The sequence below is a fragment of the Aliarcobacter lanthieri genome (assembly GCF_013201625.1).
Classification (GTDB): domain Bacteria; phylum Campylobacterota; class Campylobacteria; order Campylobacterales; family Arcobacteraceae; genus Aliarcobacter; species Aliarcobacter lanthieri.
In genome coordinates this window covers 1,001,375-1,015,779 of sequence record NZ_CP053839.1, presented here as the reverse complement: position 1 = coordinate 1,015,779, position 14,405 = coordinate 1,001,375, and the positions used below count along the sequence as shown (strand labels likewise).

At 24.4% G+C, this 14,405-nt stretch carries 22 protein-coding genes; 5 read left to right on the top strand and 17 right to left on the bottom strand.

Annotation, left to right across the window (positions count from 1 at the left end; all coding sequences use genetic code 11):
* Positions 1–29 precede the first annotated feature (29 nt).
* From ALANTH_RS05080 to ALANTH_RS05035, 10 genes are all read right to left on the bottom strand, one after another.
* Positions 30–194, bottom strand: a complete 165-nt coding sequence (locus ALANTH_RS05080; RefSeq protein WP_157833593.1) for a hypothetical protein — start codon at positions 192–194, stop codon at positions 30–32.
* A 90-nt stretch (positions 195–284) separates the two neighbouring features.
* Complete coding sequence (locus ALANTH_RS05075; protein ID WP_026807617.1) at positions 285–881, bottom strand: YagK/YfjJ domain-containing protein; 597 nt, start codon at positions 879–881, stop codon at positions 285–287.
* A gap of 363 nt (positions 882–1,244) precedes the next feature.
* Positions 1,245–1,454 (bottom strand): MerR family transcriptional regulator, encoded by a 210-nt coding sequence (locus ALANTH_RS05070; protein WP_026807616.1) that lies wholly within the window; start codon positions 1,452–1,454, stop codon positions 1,245–1,247.
* Between the two features lie 10 nt (positions 1,455–1,464).
* Positions 1,465–1,626 carry a hypothetical protein gene (locus ALANTH_RS05065; protein ID WP_157833592.1) on the bottom strand — a complete coding sequence of 54 codons (162 nt, stop codon included), beginning with the start codon at positions 1,624–1,626 and terminating at the stop codon, positions 1,465–1,467.
* A gap of 1 nt (position 1,627) precedes the next feature.
* The gene (locus ALANTH_RS05060; protein WP_026807615.1) at positions 1,628–1,957 is read right to left on the bottom strand and encodes a DUF2958 domain-containing protein; all 330 of its coding nucleotides are present in this window, start codon (positions 1,955–1,957) and stop codon (positions 1,628–1,630) included.
* Positions 1,958–2,185 carry a hypothetical protein gene (locus tag ALANTH_RS05055; protein ID WP_026807614.1) on the bottom strand — a complete coding sequence of 76 codons (228 nt, stop codon included), beginning with the start codon at positions 2,183–2,185 and terminating at the stop codon, positions 1,958–1,960. It abuts the gene before it with no gap.
* 12 nt (positions 2,186–2,197) lie between these two features.
* Positions 2,198–2,920 (bottom strand): Rad52/Rad22 family DNA repair protein, encoded by a 723-nt coding sequence (locus tag ALANTH_RS05050; protein ID WP_026807613.1) that lies wholly within the window; start codon positions 2,918–2,920, stop codon positions 2,198–2,200.
* A gap of 98 nt (positions 2,921–3,018) precedes the next feature.
* Positions 3,019–3,630 (bottom strand): siphovirus Gp157 family protein, encoded by a 612-nt coding sequence (locus ALANTH_RS05045; RefSeq protein ID WP_026807612.1) that lies wholly within the window; start codon positions 3,628–3,630, stop codon positions 3,019–3,021.
* Between the two features lie 10 nt (positions 3,631–3,640).
* The gene (locus ALANTH_RS05040) at positions 3,641–4,462 is read right to left on the bottom strand and encodes a DUF932 domain-containing protein (RefSeq protein ID WP_026807611.1); all 822 of its coding nucleotides are present in this window, start codon (positions 4,460–4,462) and stop codon (positions 3,641–3,643) included.
* A 186-nt stretch (positions 4,463–4,648) separates the two neighbouring features.
* Positions 4,649–4,909, bottom strand: a complete 261-nt coding sequence (locus ALANTH_RS05035) for a hypothetical protein (protein ID WP_026807610.1) — start codon at positions 4,907–4,909, stop codon at positions 4,649–4,651.
* Positions 4,910–5,055: 146 nt separating this feature from the next.
* Here ALANTH_RS05035 and ALANTH_RS05030 point away from each other — a divergent pair, with 146 nt between their 5' ends.
* Positions 5,056–5,283 (top strand): hypothetical protein, encoded by a 228-nt coding sequence (locus ALANTH_RS05030; protein WP_026807609.1) that lies wholly within the window; start codon positions 5,056–5,058, stop codon positions 5,281–5,283.
* Positions 5,284–5,326: 43 nt separating this feature from the next.
* Here the strand turns inward: ALANTH_RS05030 and ALANTH_RS05025 are convergent, their stop codons facing one another.
* The 3 genes from ALANTH_RS05025 to ALANTH_RS05015 all read right to left on the bottom strand — a co-directional run bounded on the left by ALANTH_RS05025 (position 5,327) and on the right by ALANTH_RS05015 (position 7,033).
* Positions 5,327–5,971 (bottom strand): hypothetical protein, encoded by a 645-nt coding sequence (locus tag ALANTH_RS05025; protein ID WP_026807608.1) that lies wholly within the window; start codon positions 5,969–5,971, stop codon positions 5,327–5,329.
* A gap of 20 nt (positions 5,972–5,991) precedes the next feature.
* Positions 5,992–6,213, bottom strand: coding sequence for a hypothetical protein (locus tag ALANTH_RS05020; protein WP_026807607.1), 222 nt, complete (start codon positions 6,211–6,213; stop codon positions 5,992–5,994).
* A gap of 388 nt (positions 6,214–6,601) precedes the next feature.
* Entirely contained in the window at positions 6,602–7,033 is a 432-nt protein-coding gene (locus ALANTH_RS05015) for a Fic family protein (protein WP_257119480.1), read from the bottom strand.
* Positions 7,034–7,576: 543 nt separating this feature from the next.
* Here ALANTH_RS05015 and ALANTH_RS05010 point away from each other — a divergent pair.
* From ALANTH_RS05010 to ALANTH_RS05000, 3 genes are all read left to right on the top strand, one after another.
* Entirely contained in the window at positions 7,577–8,254 is a 678-nt protein-coding gene (locus ALANTH_RS05010) for a YggS family pyridoxal phosphate-dependent enzyme (protein WP_026807605.1), read from the top strand.
* 124 nt (positions 8,255–8,378) lie between these two features.
* On the top strand, positions 8,379–9,737 hold the full coding sequence (locus ALANTH_RS05005; protein ID WP_306458793.1) for a methyl-accepting chemotaxis protein: 1,359 nt from the start codon (positions 8,379–8,381) through the stop codon (positions 9,735–9,737).
* 11 nt (positions 9,738–9,748) lie between these two features.
* The gene (locus ALANTH_RS05000; RefSeq protein WP_026804248.1) at positions 9,749–10,144 is read left to right on the top strand and encodes a PAS domain-containing protein; all 396 of its coding nucleotides are present in this window, start codon (positions 9,749–9,751) and stop codon (positions 10,142–10,144) included.
* Positions 10,145–10,169: 25 nt separating this feature from the next.
* On the opposite strand, the gene ALANTH_RS04995 is transcribed toward ALANTH_RS05000, so the two are convergent.
* From ALANTH_RS04995 to ALANTH_RS04980, 4 genes are all read right to left on the bottom strand, one after another.
* Positions 10,170–10,508 (bottom strand): hypothetical protein, encoded by a 339-nt coding sequence (locus tag ALANTH_RS04995; protein WP_026807604.1) that lies wholly within the window; start codon positions 10,506–10,508, stop codon positions 10,170–10,172.
* On the bottom strand, positions 10,502–11,545 hold the full coding sequence (locus ALANTH_RS04990; RefSeq protein WP_051488747.1) for a sensor histidine kinase: 1,044 nt from the start codon (positions 11,543–11,545) through the stop codon (positions 10,502–10,504). The genes ALANTH_RS04995 and ALANTH_RS04990 overlap by 7 nt, the downstream gene beginning before the upstream one ends.
* 100 nt (positions 11,546–11,645) lie before the next feature.
* Complete coding sequence (locus ALANTH_RS04985) at positions 11,646–12,314, bottom strand: response regulator transcription factor (RefSeq protein WP_026804245.1); 669 nt, start codon at positions 12,312–12,314, stop codon at positions 11,646–11,648.
* Positions 12,304–12,546: a DUF1104 domain-containing protein gene (locus tag ALANTH_RS04980; protein WP_026804244.1), complete on the bottom strand. Its 243-nt coding sequence runs from the start codon at positions 12,544–12,546 to the stop codon at positions 12,304–12,306. Before ALANTH_RS04980 ends, ALANTH_RS04985 begins: the two co-directional genes overlap by 11 nt.
* Before the next feature lie 85 nt (positions 12,547–12,631).
* Here ALANTH_RS04980 and ALANTH_RS04975 point away from each other — a divergent pair, with 85 nt between their 5' ends.
* Positions 12,632–14,401, top strand: coding sequence for an ABC transporter ATP-binding protein (locus ALANTH_RS04975; protein ID WP_026804243.1), 1,770 nt, complete (start codon positions 12,632–12,634; stop codon positions 14,399–14,401).
* The last annotated feature ends 4 nt before the right edge of the window (positions 14,402–14,405 follow it).

Genomic DNA, 14,405 nt, shown 5'->3' with positions numbered 1-14,405 from the left:
TAAACTACTCTTGTAAACTTTTGAAATACTTAGTTATAACTCTTTTTAATAAGTACTGTTGATTCACTTTGTTTTTTAAGTATTTCTTTTTGGAGTTTTTGTTTAAACTCATTTTCTAGTTGATGATAAAGTATTTCATTAACATCTATTAATTCACCACAATTTGGACACTTAATGCTTGATTCTTGCGACATAATGATAATACATCCCTATTAAAATATAATTTTTATCTATTTTACTTAAATTTATTTAATATATAGTAATTAAAATAAAAAAATATTTAATTATTTATTTCTAGGTCTTCCTGCATTACTTTTTGTCTTTTTTACTATACCTCTTGTAAATATTCTATCTTTACTATTGGTTTTTAAAGTATTTTCATTTTGTTCATCTTTGCATAAGTAAGGTAAAACATTCTCATCAAGTGTATTCCTCTTTTCTTTATCTCTATGGTCTAAAATACCTACACCTTTATTTTTATATTCATTTTTACTACAGTTATGAAATAATCCTTTACCTTTTGTAATATTATTTTTCCAATACTCTCCTATTTGTTCTGCTTTTGTGATATCTTCTCTTACTTTATTACCATCGTAAATAATTGCAGCATGAATATGAACTCCTTTATCTTCTCCTACTTCTTTTTTTGCTATATACCCAACCATTTCACCAAATACAGATGATTTACCTCTTCTATTATTTAACATTTTATTTAAATCTTTACTTGCATCTTCAAAAGTTACTTTTTTACTATCTTTTTTTGTATAGCTTAAATCTACTCTTACGATATTTAACTTAGAGTAATTTTTAGATAAATCATCTATATATTTTTTTGTGCTATCTAACCTATTATTAGTTTTTTTGTTGTTACTGTTAAGCATTTTCTATCCTTTATATTTTTATTTCATATAAAGGTATGTATACAAATCTTTTTATAACATCAATAATCTATTCTTATATTTTAACTATCTATATAATCTAGATCTATAGTCTAATCATCTTACTAAGACTATCTATCTTCTACTTCTATAGTAGCTTTATACTCTTCTTCTATTATCTTTATCTTATATATAATATAATTAATTTATAACATTAAAACCTAAATTATTGTTTTATAAAATCCTTATATAACTGTATATACAGATTATTAGATTTAGAGGTTTTGTGAATATTTTTGATTTATATGTGATATACAAAGTTATGGAAAAAATAAAAGAATTCAATATAGCCTAAAACAAATAGGTCTAGGCTATATTTTTTGATGTATTTGTTTCTAAATACTTAATTAATTCATCTCTTGAAATATGAATTTTATTTCCAATTTTAACTACTTCTAAAACTCCATTATAGACAAGCTTTTTTGCCATATCTATTTTTATAACCCCTAAATCTTCTATATCTTTGAGATTAAAAAGTACTTTATTTGGAAGTAGCAAATTATAATTTGTATTCATTTTAGATCCTTTATTTTCTATTTAAACCCTCTAAAATCTTTTTGATTCGTTTTCTCTCTTTTTCATCTTGGAGTTTTTTATACTCTTTTTGCAAGTATTCTAATCCTGCTTTTGTCCAATCTTTGAACCTGTTTTTGCTCTCTTTGATTATGTAGTAGTCAAATGCCAACATTTTAAGATCCTTTACTATATTTTAGTTCTTGTTTGATTTTTGATAATTTTGTAGGTTTAAAGCTACTATCAAGTTCAACACCTAATCCAAAGCTATCCTTTATACTTTCAAGTTCACCCAATGAAAAATATCCAAGTTCTGTTTCAAAGCCATCTACTAAACCATAACAAGTGTTATTATCTGATTTATCAATTTCTATTATGTACCAAGTCCAGTTTGAGTTTGGTAAAAATATTTTAAATCTACATATTGGGTCTTTTAGAGTTATTGAAGCATATAATTCTGGAATTGTTTGAAGTTGTTCTTCTGTTAGTAATTTACTATTATGCATCTATATTCCTTTTAATCTTAAATTCATTATTGAACTAGAAACTATTTGTACAGCTATTACTTTGTCATAATCTTGATGTAATAAATAAGATTGTTCATCTTTGAAATTCTTAAATGCTTCTTCAATAGCATTTCCTTTTCCAGTTCCTAACAGTTGCATATTATGTGTAAACTTATGGGACTTATCGTATGTAAATCCCTCTTGAGTGTAAAATATATAGTTTTTCATAGAAGCTCCACTTTAAGCAACATTTTCTATGGTTTTATACCAACTCTTTGATTTACTATCAAATCTAAATCCACAAGCTTTAATTGAATCTTTCTTAGAGTATATATCATCACCTGTTACAATTAAAAATCCATTTTGTTCAACAAGATTTAATCCAAGATTATAAAGTGATTGATACTCATATTGATTAAATGAAGTTGATTGATTTTGTTTTATATTTGGATGAGAGTATTGATTATTTCTTTGTTGGTTTTGATTATGGTTTGATTCTTGTTGATAAGTAGATGATGTATCAATTTGATTTAAATTTCTACTTTTATCGTACAAAGAGTTCCCAAACTGATTACCAAAGCTTCTAAAAGCTCTTTTAATTGCATCTGTTACAGCTTCTTTTGAGGCTGATTCATTTGCATCTGCTAAAGTTTTAGAAATTCCTGTACCAAAGCCTACATCTTCTTTTTCTATAAAAGTTGTATGAGTTTGGTTATAAACTTTTAAATTTACTATTGCCTTATAGCATAAAACAACATTTTCATTTTGATTATACTCTTGGCTTACTTGTTCTAATTTAGTAATTGTATAACTCCAATTACCAAACCCAAATATAGAGTTTGCAGTTTCAAATATATCAAACCCTTCTAAATATGAAAGATTGATATTTCCTTTACTTCTATTTTTAACTCTTTTACTATCGAGTTCTTTATTTAAAGACTCTATTTGTTCTTTTGTGAACATTTTATTCTCCTTTATATATTTTTTTTATTGATTTTTATTTATGTATTTTTGAAAATAATTAAAGTTTTTAGTTATTGCTTATTTGATGGGAATATTACTTAAGCAACATCTTTTAAAGAGTCATCATCTATATCATTACTTAGAAGCTCAATAGTTATAGCTTCATTAGATAAACTCTTCTTTTTAGCATTTACTTTAACTTTTGCTTTATTTATTGAAGTTTCTGTAATAAGAGTTACAATATCTTTTAACTCTTTTTTACCTTTTGGGGTTTCTAGTGCTACTTTTATTGCTTCAATATCTGGTTCAAACTTTACATATCCCAAAGTCATAACAGCATTTTCATCAAGAACAACAATCTCTTTTTTAGTAGTTATTGATTCGGATAATAAAGTTATTGAAGATATTACATTTCCATCAACTCTATCTACACCATTTTGAATTAAAACATCTGCAACTAACTCTTTTGCTAGAGTTAGTGCAGTTTGAAGTCTCTTTTTATAAGCTTGTAGCTCTTTTATATCATTAGCTATATACTCTACTTTTGAATTTATCTCTTGTAAGCATAATCCAATATAATCAGCTTTTTGAAAGTAAGGGGTATTAGGATCTTCTAAAATAGATTTTAAATACTCTTTAAAGTATTTATTATCACTATTTTCATTTAAATTTTCCATTTGTGTTTGAAGTTTATAATTTACTAATCTCATACACGATCCTTTAAGCTACTAAATAACCATCACATTTAAGTTGTGCAACTTGTTCAACTGCACTAAAGAGTTCTTTATTAAATTTAATAGTTGCATCAATTCCATTGATAGCTTTTGAAGTGAAGTTTTTATTAGTTACTAGATTCTTCATTTTAACACCACCTCTAATCATTGATTCTTGGATTCTATTATAAGTACTCCAAAGAGTATTTACTTCATCTTCTTCATAGTTTACTTTTAAAAGTTCATCAGCTTTAATATAGTGTGTATTTGTATCAAATCTAATATCTATTGCAGCATTAGCTAACATTTGCATCTCTGCATTTGTTAGATATATTGATTTAAAGATTGACACTTGCTCTTTTATTTTTGGAATATAAGAAGTTACTTCTTCAATTGCATATTTTACTTTTTCTTGAGTAAAGCCCACATGAACAATAGAGGTATGAACAAAGCTTTTAGATGGAACAACAAGCATATTAGAGCAAACTATTCTAAAGATTGCCAAATCAACAATAAAGCTAGATGTTCTATTATGAGAGTTTGTTAAAACAATATCTTCATATTCATCTTTTGCATTTGGTCTAAGAAGATTTTCTAAACTTCTAAATTGGATTATATGTTTTTGATAACCTTGGTTTTCTTCATCTCTTACTTTACTCTCACTTGCCATTATTGGATAGTATCCAGCATCTCTAAAAGTATCAAGAAGTTTATATGTTGGAACAAAAGCATATTTATCACTTACACCTTCAATTGGATTTTCACTAAAGATTGATGGAGCAACACTAATTAACTCTTCATTTGTTAGGGGTTTTATATTTTTTGACATGGTTTTTCCTTATTTATTTTTTGATTTTTAAATTGTTAGGTTTATCTTTTAATTACTCTTTGTAGTTAAATTAACCAACTTAAATACATAACATTTTGAACTTATTTTTCATCTTCATCTTTTAAGGCTTCTTTTATTGCAGTTGCAACAGCAATTACAACAGATAGTATTGTCATAGGAGACATTTTAAGCTCCTAAAATTGGAGTATAAAAACTATTATTTATGGATAGTTTTTTTATATCTATAATAGTTTTATCTTTTATCCACTCTTTAAACTCTAATTCTTCTTTTTCCAAAGATAGTTTTTTCTTGTCCAAACTATCTTTTATTTTTACGAATAGTTTAACTCTATAGCCATCAATTACTTTTTGGTTTAAATTTGAAGGAATATTTAATACCAAACTATTTTTTTCTTTACTTTTTTTTAGATTTCTTCCTATTTGCATTTCATCTCCTAAGATTTTTATTTACAAGGACTTATTTTTATCCTTGTCTACTCTTATGATATGTGATTGAAAAAAATTGAAATTAAAAAATTTATAAAAAATATTTATAGACCCCTTTAGTGAAAAAATATTCATAGGAGTTTAAAATGTTTGAAAAATACGATATGTTAATACCTCAAGGAGTTATCTTTAATCTTAAAGAAATAGAAGAGATGAAGATTATAAAAAGTGATATGGCAAAGAAGTTAATTTACAATAATGAATTAGAAGTTGTAAAAATAGGTAGTAAAATCCACATAAGTAGAACTGAACTTATTAGATTTTTAGTAGAAAATACTATTAAATCTCATGAGAGTAAAGAAGATTTAGACTAATTACTATTTTAAAATGTGTTTATATTTACGGATATAGATAACTTTACAAAATATTTGGGATTTTATTAGAATAATTTCCATAAATAATATTTTTAAGTTCTTCCTCTTTTATATCAACAGCATCTGCAACTATGTTTATTTTAACATTATTACTTAAAAGTTTTTTTGCAATTCTAATTTTTAAATCATATATAGAATATGGTATTTCAAATTTAATATCTTTTATTCTATATCCCTTAAAAATTTTATTATTCAAATCTGTGAAAAACAAACCACCAGTATTTCTATTCAAATTTATTTTAAAAGATTCACTTTTCCCAAAGAGATTAGTAAAAAACCTACCAATAGAAGCTTTTGAAGCATCCATATCAAAATAGGTTAAGCGATAAAAAACTATACACAATCTTGAAGTAATTATCTGTTTAAAATCTATTAACATTAAGTCTTCATTTATTAAAGTTATCAATTCATTTTTGCTATTAACTTTATATGCTGTATCTTTTACTAGTCTTTTTATATCTATTTTAAAAATACTTCCATAATTATTTAATACTTGTTCAATATTAAATATAAAAATATTTTTTATATTAAAAATATCTTTATTTAAATTATCTAAATTCTTATTTAAGTTGATATTAATCGGATGAATATTTTCAAAAAATTCTTCAAAACTATATTCTATTGACATGTATTATTCCTAATTTATTATTATATTTTGTACAAGATAATAGTCCTATTAAAAGATTCAAATAAATCTTCTTTATTTGTTATCAAATAAACAGTTTCATTTTGACTTTTATTTATATCAATAACAATCTTTTTTAATTCATTTAAATCAGACTTATTTTTGTCAAATTTATAGATTTCTAAATTCTTACTATTATCACAATCTATATTGGAATATGATAGTATTATTTTAATATATCTCATATTATGCCTTAAATAACGTATTTATAATAATTATATAATTTTACATACTAATATTATACTAATTATTTATTAAATAAATACTAAATATATCTAATAATTATATTATTTATAATAAAAAAATACTATTTATAATTTATTATTATTTATTTAATATTAATTTTATACTAATAATTTTAAGATACATAATTTAAATTTTAATAATAAAGTCTATATAACAGCTATATTTTAAAAAGATATGGAATAAAAATTTGTATAAAAAGAAGAAATGAGTTTTATTGAAGATTTAAAACATAAAATATGGTTCAAAACTTTTTTCAATAACTTTTTTCAATAACTTTTTTCAATAACTTTTTTCAATAACTTTTTTCAATAACTTTTTTCATAAGTTCTAAAAAAGGTTTATAATCTTTTTTGTAGTGAGTGTAATATCTAAAGTTTTATAGTATTCTAGTCTATCTTCTAACTCAATTACAATAGGTGGGAAACCAGCTTTAATAAGTTCTAAATTCATCAAAAGTCTTGAAGTTCTACCATTTCCATCTATAAAAGGATGAATATTTACAAATTCAATATGTACAAAACTAGCAAGTTCTATTGGATGTAATTTAGTTATATTTTCATTGTACTTTTTTATAAACTCTTGCATTTGGCTTTGTACTTCAAAAATTTGTGGTGGTTTATGTTCTGCTCCACTTATAATTACATTAGTTGTTCTATACTTACCCTTATTTTCGTCATCAATATTTTTTAGAATTAAAGAATGAATTTGTTTAATAGAATATTCAGATAATCTGTCATCTTTTTGAGCTAAATCTTCTATAAAATAAATTTCATCTTTATGATTAATTGCTTCTAAATGTTCTCTTAAAGTTTTACCTCCAATAGTTATACCTTCAAGTGTAACTTTTGTTTCTTTAGTGTTAAAGTATTTCCTTCAATGGCATTTGAATGGTAAGTCCATCTAAGAACTAAATCTTCATGTAGATTTTTTATAATAGATGAATTTAATGGTTGATAAGAATCTAATTTTAACTTTAACTGATCTATTTTTTTATAATCTTGCTTTATAACTATATCTTCACTCTTATAAATTTTATTAGTTTAAATTGTATTTAAATATTCCTTACAATCAATTGCAGTGAAGATTATATCCTATTCATGTAATACAAATCTAGTATTTTATATAATTATGGACATTTAATTGTATGTTAGATAATATTCTATAATACACAATATTATCCCTACTTTTTATCTAAAATATTTAATTTAGTAGGGATTAATTAATATAAATAAATACGATTACACAAGGTATACAAAGCATTTATTTACAATATTAATAGATTATTTTTAAATGGATAAAAAAATGGATAAAAAACGAGCAACAAAAAATTTAGATAGTTTGATAACAAAAGTTGAAGCAGCAAGACTTAGAGTATCAGAGCATCACATTGTAAAAATAATTGGAATTTCAAAATATTCAACTATTGACGATATTAAAACTCTTTATGAAGCTGGTCAAAGAGCTTTTGGAGAAAATAAAGTTCAAGACTTAAAGATAAAAAGTGAAGCACTAGAAGAATTTCCTATTGAGTGGCATTTTGTAGGTACTTTACAAAAAAATAAAATCAATAATCTTATAGATTTAAACCCTACTTTAGTTCACTCTTTAGATTCTTTAGAATTAGCCGAAGAACTAAATAAAAAGTTGAGTATAAAAAATAAAAAAATGTCTTGTCTTCTTCAAATAAATTCTGCCTATGAAGATACAAAATCTGGAGTTGATCCAAAAGATGCTTTAGATATATATAAAAAAATTATTAAATTTTATCCAAATATTATTCTTAAAGGGATTATGAGTATTGGTGCAAATACTGAAGATAGAGAAACTATAAAAAAATCTTTTTTAGTAACCAAAAAGATATTCGATGATGTTAAAATCTTAGGGGGAATTTATTGTTCTATGGGGATGAGCAATGATTTTGATTTAGCAATAGAATGTGGATCAAACATGATTAGAGTTGGTTCAACTCTATTTAAATAGTAAAAGAAAAAAATTATCATAAACTTAAGAATTATTATCTTATAATTTCAGCAATATTAAAGACTAAAATAAGGACTTCGTAGTGTTCGTAAATCTACCAACAAGAAAAAGATTTTTGCTAAATATGATTATTAGCCAAATTGGGTTTGCTGTTATTAGCATTGTTGCTATTTTAAGTGACCATCAAGTTATCTCAATATTAACTGTAAATATAGTGTTTGCAATTATTGTTGGATATATAAATTATAACTCTATGAAAAGAGTTGTAGGTGGTATAACTAGAGTAAAAGAGTATATAGATGATCTAATGGACTTTGTATTTTATAGAACAAACCACATTAGAAAAGCTGAATATATAAAAGATGATGATATTGGTGATATGCTAAGAGAGCTTAACTGTTATTTTGATAAATATGACAAAATGAGAAAAGATGATATGCATGTACTTGGAGAAATGGTTATTGCTTTAGATAAAGTTGCCCAAGGTATATATCAAACTCAAATTCATTCTAATACAAATAATTTTATGGTACATACTTTAAAAAATATTGTAAATAATATGTTATCAAGAGCAAATAAAAATATGGAAGATTTAGTCGAAATTGTTGGTTTATATGCTGAACATGATTATAGTAAGCAAGTAAATATTAATCCTATTTTAAAAGGTAAAATGAAACTTACTATGGAAAGAATAAATCAACTTGGTAGTGAACTAAATAGTAATGCAAAACAAAATCTTAAAAATGGTAATCTTTTAGAAAGAAATTCTTTAGTTATGAATAAAAGTGTTGAAAACTTAGCATCAAAAGCAAACTCTCAAGCAGCTTCTTTAGAAGAAACAGCTGCTGCACTTGAAGAAATCACATCTATTACAAAAAACAATACTGAAAATGCTTTCAAAATGTCAAATTTAAGCAAAGATGTAAAAGAGTCTGTAATTTTAGGTGAAACATTAGCAAATAGAACAGCATTGTCGATGGATGAAATAAATTCTAAAGTTGAATCTATAAATGAAGCTATAGAAGTAATTGATCAAATAGCATTCCAAACAAATATCCTAAGTTTAAATGCAGCAGTAGAAGCAGCAACAGCAGGAGAAGCCGGAAAAGGATTTGCAGTAGTAGCTCAAGAAGTAAGAAATCTTGCAAATAGAAGTGCAGAAGCTGCTAAGGAGATAAAAGAGTTAGTAGAAAATGCTACATCAAAAACAAATGAAGGAAAAAAGATATCTGATGAAATGAGAGATGGATATAATAATCTTAATAGACTCATAGGTGAGACTATAACTATTATTCAAGATGTTAGCCAAGCTTCAAGTGAGCAGTTAAAAGGAATTGAACAAATAAATGATGCAGTTTCTATGCTTGATAGAGTAACTCAAGAAAATGCTGCAGAAGCAAATAATGTTGCAAATATTGCTAATGAAACTCTTCAAATGGCTCAACTGCTAGTAGAAGATGCAAAAACAAAAAAAGTAAACTAAGGAGTTAGTTAATGTCAAAAGAGATTTTATTAGATGATTATGCTTTTTTAGTAAGTGAAACAGATGAAAAAGGTCATATTATATTTGCAAATGATGATTTTTGTACAATAGCAGAATATAGTGTAGATGAACTTATTGGACAACCTCATAATATTGTAAGACATAAAGATATGCCAAAGGCAGCTTTTAAAGATTTATGGGCAACAATAAAAAGAGGTGAGATTTGGACTGGATATGTAAAAAATGCTACAAAAGGTGGAGACTACTATTGGGTATATGCAACAATTTTTCCAACAATAACAAGTGAAGGAACAAAAGGGTTTTTATCGTGTAGAAGAAAAGCTAGTGTAGAAGAGATCCAAGTTCATGATAAACTTTACAAAGAGTTAAAATCAAAAGAGAAATAGATTTGAGATTTAAAAAATCTCAAATCTATTTTAGTTTACCAAATAGATTATAATGTTCCCAATATATATCCAAAGCCTCTTTTAGTTCTTCATCACTTAGTTTTGTCTTTTTCTTTAAACCAAACCTTTTTATAAGTGCTTCTGACATCAAACTTTTCTCTTTAGTAGGATTTTTCAAGAATTCAAACATAGCTTTTTTTACTTCTTCTTCACTACTATGTTCAAGTAAATATCGATAAAAGTATTTATCTATTGTTACAGATATTCTGTTGTGGCAAGTTACACAATTTCGTTCATATATGTTTTTTGGGCTTGAAAAAGAAAAATTAAAAATAAAAAATAAAATAAATATAATTCTTACCATCTTATTTTTATCCTTGTTCCAACTTCAAGTTTAGAGATAACATCAATTTTTAAATCATACTCTTTTGCTATCATAGATACAATATTTAGCCCTATTCCAAAACCACCTACACTTGTATCAAATCTTTTATATCTAACAAATAAATTTTTTATATTATCTTTACTCATTCCTTTTCCACTGTCTTCAATAATTAAAAGTTTCTCTTTTAAATTTACTTTTATAAACCCTTGATATTTATTATATTTTATAGCATTTGATAAAAGATTATCTATTAGTTTTGATATTTTCTTATGATCACTAACTATCAATATATTATCTTTTATATCTAATTTAAAACTAAGCTTTTTAGAACTTGCAATACTTGAAAAGAAATCAACTCTTTGTTTTAAGAGTTCACTTAAATTTATTTCTATATTATTTGAGATAATTTGATTATTTAATGATATAAAAGTTAAATCCTCATAAATATTTGAAATTGTTTTAGCTCCTATTTCTATTCTATTTATCTTTTTAGCTAGTTTTTCATCTAAACTATTTTTATCTATCATTTGAATATTTGAAATTATTGCAGTAACAGGAGTATTTAATTCATGAGTTGTATCTTTTATAAATCTATCAAGTAAATGTAAAGCATCTCTCATTGGTTTTAAAAACATTTTTGCTATAAGATATCCAATAAATAACATAAATAAAAAAGCTATTAGAAAAGATATTATCATTTTATATTTAATGCTTTCAAACCAAATTTTATCATCAGATATTTCAACAATCACATATTTACTTCCTAAATAATAAGATTCAGGTTCTTTAATAAAATGTATATAATTATCTTTTAAATATATAACTTCATTTAAATTAACATTTCTTAAATCTAAGGTAGAAAAAATCTCTTTTTTTGAACTATCAAATATAGCTGAGTTAAATCTATCATCTCGTGGATAAATTTTTGATTTATCTATATTTATATGAAGTTCTTTTAAATTTGAAATAAGATTATTTGAATAATTTTGCAGAATTTGTCTTTTTTCTTGTAGCATTAAATCTTTTTGGAATTTATAATATAAAAATGTTACTACACCTAAGATAACAAGAACTAAAAAAGAGTATAAAAGACTAAACCCTAAAAGGGTTCTAGTCTCACTCTTGGTTAAATCTATACCCGAGCTTTTTAAGGCTAACAATTTTATCTTTTCCTAAAACTTTTCTAATATTTTTAATATAAGTTCTTAAAGAGTTATCACTATACTCTTCATCATAATCCCAAACAAAATCATAAATTCTATCATGAGATAAAAGTTCATTTGGATTTTGTAAAAATAGTTTTAAAAGTTTTAATTCTTTTAAATTTAATTTTATTTCTTCATTATCACATTTTAATTCATTTGAAATAGAATTAAAAGTTATATTTGGTGTAATTTGTATAATCTCATTTTTCTTTGAGAACTCCTTTTTAATTAGAGTTTGCACTCTTAAAAGTAGTTCTTTTAATTCAAATGGTTTTCTTATATAATCATCACAACCGCTTAAAAATCCCTCTTCAAGTGAATCCATAGAGTTCAAAGATGTTATAAAAATAGCTGGAGTTGTTTTACCTTCATCTCTCAGTTCTTTTAAAACTTCAAAACCTCTTTTCTTAGGAACATTTACATCAAATAAATATAAATCAAAGTTTTCTTCATAAGCTTTAAAAGCTGCATCTTCTCCATCAAATACACAAACTACTTCAAAGCCCTGTTCTTCAAAATATTCAGCAACAGTTTCACTAAGATTATAATCATCTTCTAGTAATAAAATTTTACTCTTCATCTTCTATAGGTTTACTTTCTGGTATTTCTTGTAATCTCTTTTCATATTGAATCTTCTCGTTCACATTCATTTTTGGAACTCTTATTTCTAACTCTTTTAGAAAAGATGCCTTATCTTTTTCACTAACAAAGCCAATAATTTCTATTAGCTCTTGAGTACTCATCTGACTATAGTTCTCTTTTGCAAATAAAAAGCTTGTCAATAAAACAATTAAAATAAAAAGCCTTTTCATAAATCCCCAATTTTTATTTTTATTGTAAATAAGAACTGTATAATAATTGTATATAGATTATATCTAAAAATAGTATAATAAGCCTATGAATGAAAAAATATCTTTAAAATATATATACAAACTTCTTATTAAAAATAAAAAATCATTGTTATTTGGACAGTTTTTTACAATAATTGCAATTTTAATTAGTGTTCCTATTCCTCTACTTTTACCTTTATTAGTAGATGAAGTTTTACTTAATAAACCTGACTTTTTTATAAATAATATAGATAGATTTTTCGGTAGTGGTGATGCATTTTATTATATTGCAATTGTTACAGCAATAGTAATAATTTTAAGATTTCTACACTTTATTTTTAGTGTCATTACAACAAAAATATTTACAAAAGTGTCAAAGATTGTTATTTTTGATATAAGAAAAAGATTATTAAATCATTTAGAAAAAGTAACTATGAATGAGTATGAATCATTAGGTAGTGGAAAAATAGCTGCAAATTTAATAACAGATGTAAATACTTTAGATAATTTTATAGTTTCAGTAGCTAGTAAACTTATAACTTCTATTTTAACCCTTATTGCAGTTGCTATTGTAATTATAAAAATAAACCTAATTTTAGGCTTAATGATACTTTTAATACAACCAACATTAGCAATAATTTCTAAACAAATTGCAAGAAAAACTGGTGAATTAAAAAAAGAAGAAAATGCTTCTATTGAAGTATTTCAAAATAATATAAATGAAACTTTAGATCTATTCTCACAAATAAAAGCAAGTAATAAAGAAAAAGATTTTTTTAAAGAATCAATTTTAAAAGCGAATGACATAAAAATAGCTTCAAATGAATTTAACTATAAAAGTGTAGCTTATGAAAAATTTTCATATACAATATTCCTTTTTGCTTTCGAAATTTTTAGAGCAACTGGACTTTTATTAGTAGCTTATAGTGATTTGTCAATTGGACTTATGTTTGCTATGTTTGGATATATTTGGTTTGTTATGACTCCAGTTCAAGATATTTTATCTATTCAATACTCATTAGCAAGTGCAAAAGCAGCAATAGGAAGAATAAATAAAGTACTAGATTTAAAATGTGAAAAAAACGGAAATATAAAATTAGATAACTCAAAAAAAGTTGATATTTCTATAAAAAACTTACATTTTTCATATACAAAAGATAAAGAAACTCTAAAAAATATAAGTTTTAATATAAAAGCAGGTGAAAAAATAGCAATTATTGGAGCTAGTGGAAGTGGAAAAACTACAATTTCTCAAATCATTGCTGGTTTTTATGCAAAAGATAGTGGAGATATTTTATATAACAATATAAGTATTGATAATATTGATAAACAAAGCCTAAGAGAGAATATATTTCTAGTCTTACAAATGCCAATTTTATTTAATAATACATTACGATTTAACATAACAATGGGTGATAAAAATATAAGTGATGAAAATATATATAAAGCACTAAAAATAGCTCAACTTTTAGAAACAGTAGAAAATATGCCAAATAAACTTGATACTATAGTAGGTAAACTTGGTGTTAGGCTTAGTGGAGGACAAAGACAAAGATTATCTATTGCAAGAATGATAATAGCAAATCCTAGTGTAGTAATATTTGATGAATCAACATCAGCACTTGACGTACAAACAGAAACAAGACTTTTCAATGATTTAGAAGAATTTTTAAAATCAAAAACTGTTATCACAATAGCACATAGATTAAGTACAGTTAAAAATGCTTCTTTTGTATATATGTTAGATGATGGAAAACTTGTTCAAAGTGGAACGCACGAAGAATTAGAAAAAATAAATGGTCATTATATGGAATTTGTAAAACAGCAATTAATTTAAAACT

Coding starts and splice junctions, on each gene's coding strand:
- ALANTH_RS05080 (WP_157833593.1), bottom strand. CDS start 194: ATGTCGCAAGAATCAAGCATTAAGTGTCCAAATTGTGGTGAATTAATA.
- ALANTH_RS05075 (WP_026807617.1), bottom strand. CDS start 881: ATGCTTAACAGTAACAACAAAAAAACTAATAATAGGTTAGATAGCACA.
- ALANTH_RS05070 (WP_026807616.1), bottom strand. CDS start 1,454: ATGAATACAAATTATAATTTGCTACTTCCAAATAAAGTACTTTTTAAT.
- ALANTH_RS05065 (WP_157833592.1), bottom strand. CDS start 1,626: ATGTTGGCATTTGACTACTACATAATCAAAGAGAGCAAAAACAGGTTC.
- ALANTH_RS05060 (WP_026807615.1), bottom strand. CDS start 1,957: ATGCATAATAGTAAATTACTAACAGAAGAACAACTTCAAACAATTCCA.
- ALANTH_RS05055 (WP_026807614.1), bottom strand. CDS start 2,185: ATGAAAAACTATATATTTTACACTCAAGAGGGATTTACATACGATAAG.
- ALANTH_RS05050 (WP_026807613.1), bottom strand. CDS start 2,920: ATGTTCACAAAAGAACAAATAGAGTCTTTAAATAAAGAACTCGATAGT.
- ALANTH_RS05045 (WP_026807612.1), bottom strand. CDS start 3,630: ATGAGATTAGTAAATTATAAACTTCAAACACAAATGGAAAATTTAAAT.
- ALANTH_RS05040 (WP_026807611.1), bottom strand. CDS start 4,462: ATGTCAAAAAATATAAAACCCCTAACAAATGAAGAGTTAATTAGTGTT.
- ALANTH_RS05035 (WP_026807610.1), bottom strand. CDS start 4,909: ATGCAAATAGGAAGAAATCTAAAAAAAAGTAAAGAAAAAAATAGTTTG.
- ALANTH_RS05030 (WP_026807609.1), top strand. CDS start 5,056: ATGTTTGAAAAATACGATATGTTAATACCTCAAGGAGTTATCTTTAAT.
- ALANTH_RS05025 (WP_026807608.1), bottom strand. CDS start 5,971: ATGTCAATAGAATATAGTTTTGAAGAATTTTTTGAAAATATTCATCCG.
- ALANTH_RS05020 (WP_026807607.1), bottom strand. CDS start 6,213: ATGAGATATATTAAAATAATACTATCATATTCCAATATAGATTGTGAT.
- ALANTH_RS05010 (WP_026807605.1), top strand. CDS start 7,577: ATGGATAAAAAACGAGCAACAAAAAATTTAGATAGTTTGATAACAAAA.
- ALANTH_RS05005 (WP_306458793.1), top strand. CDS start 8,379: ATGATTATTAGCCAAATTGGGTTTGCTGTTATTAGCATTGTTGCTATT.
- ALANTH_RS05000 (WP_026804248.1), top strand. CDS start 9,749: ATGTCAAAAGAGATTTTATTAGATGATTATGCTTTTTTAGTAAGTGAA.
- ALANTH_RS04995 (WP_026807604.1), bottom strand. CDS start 10,508: ATGGTAAGAATTATATTTATTTTATTTTTTATTTTTAATTTTTCTTTT.
- ALANTH_RS04990 (WP_051488747.1), bottom strand. CDS start 11,545: ATGCTACAAGAAAAAAGACAAATTCTGCAAAATTATTCAAATAATCTT.
- ALANTH_RS04985 (WP_026804245.1), bottom strand. CDS start 12,314: ATGAAGAGTAAAATTTTATTACTAGAAGATGATTATAATCTTAGTGAA.
- ALANTH_RS04980 (WP_026804244.1), bottom strand. CDS start 12,546: ATGAAAAGGCTTTTTATTTTAATTGTTTTATTGACAAGCTTTTTATTT.
- ALANTH_RS04975 (WP_026804243.1), top strand. CDS start 12,632: ATGAATGAAAAAATATCTTTAAAATATATATACAAACTTCTTATTAAA.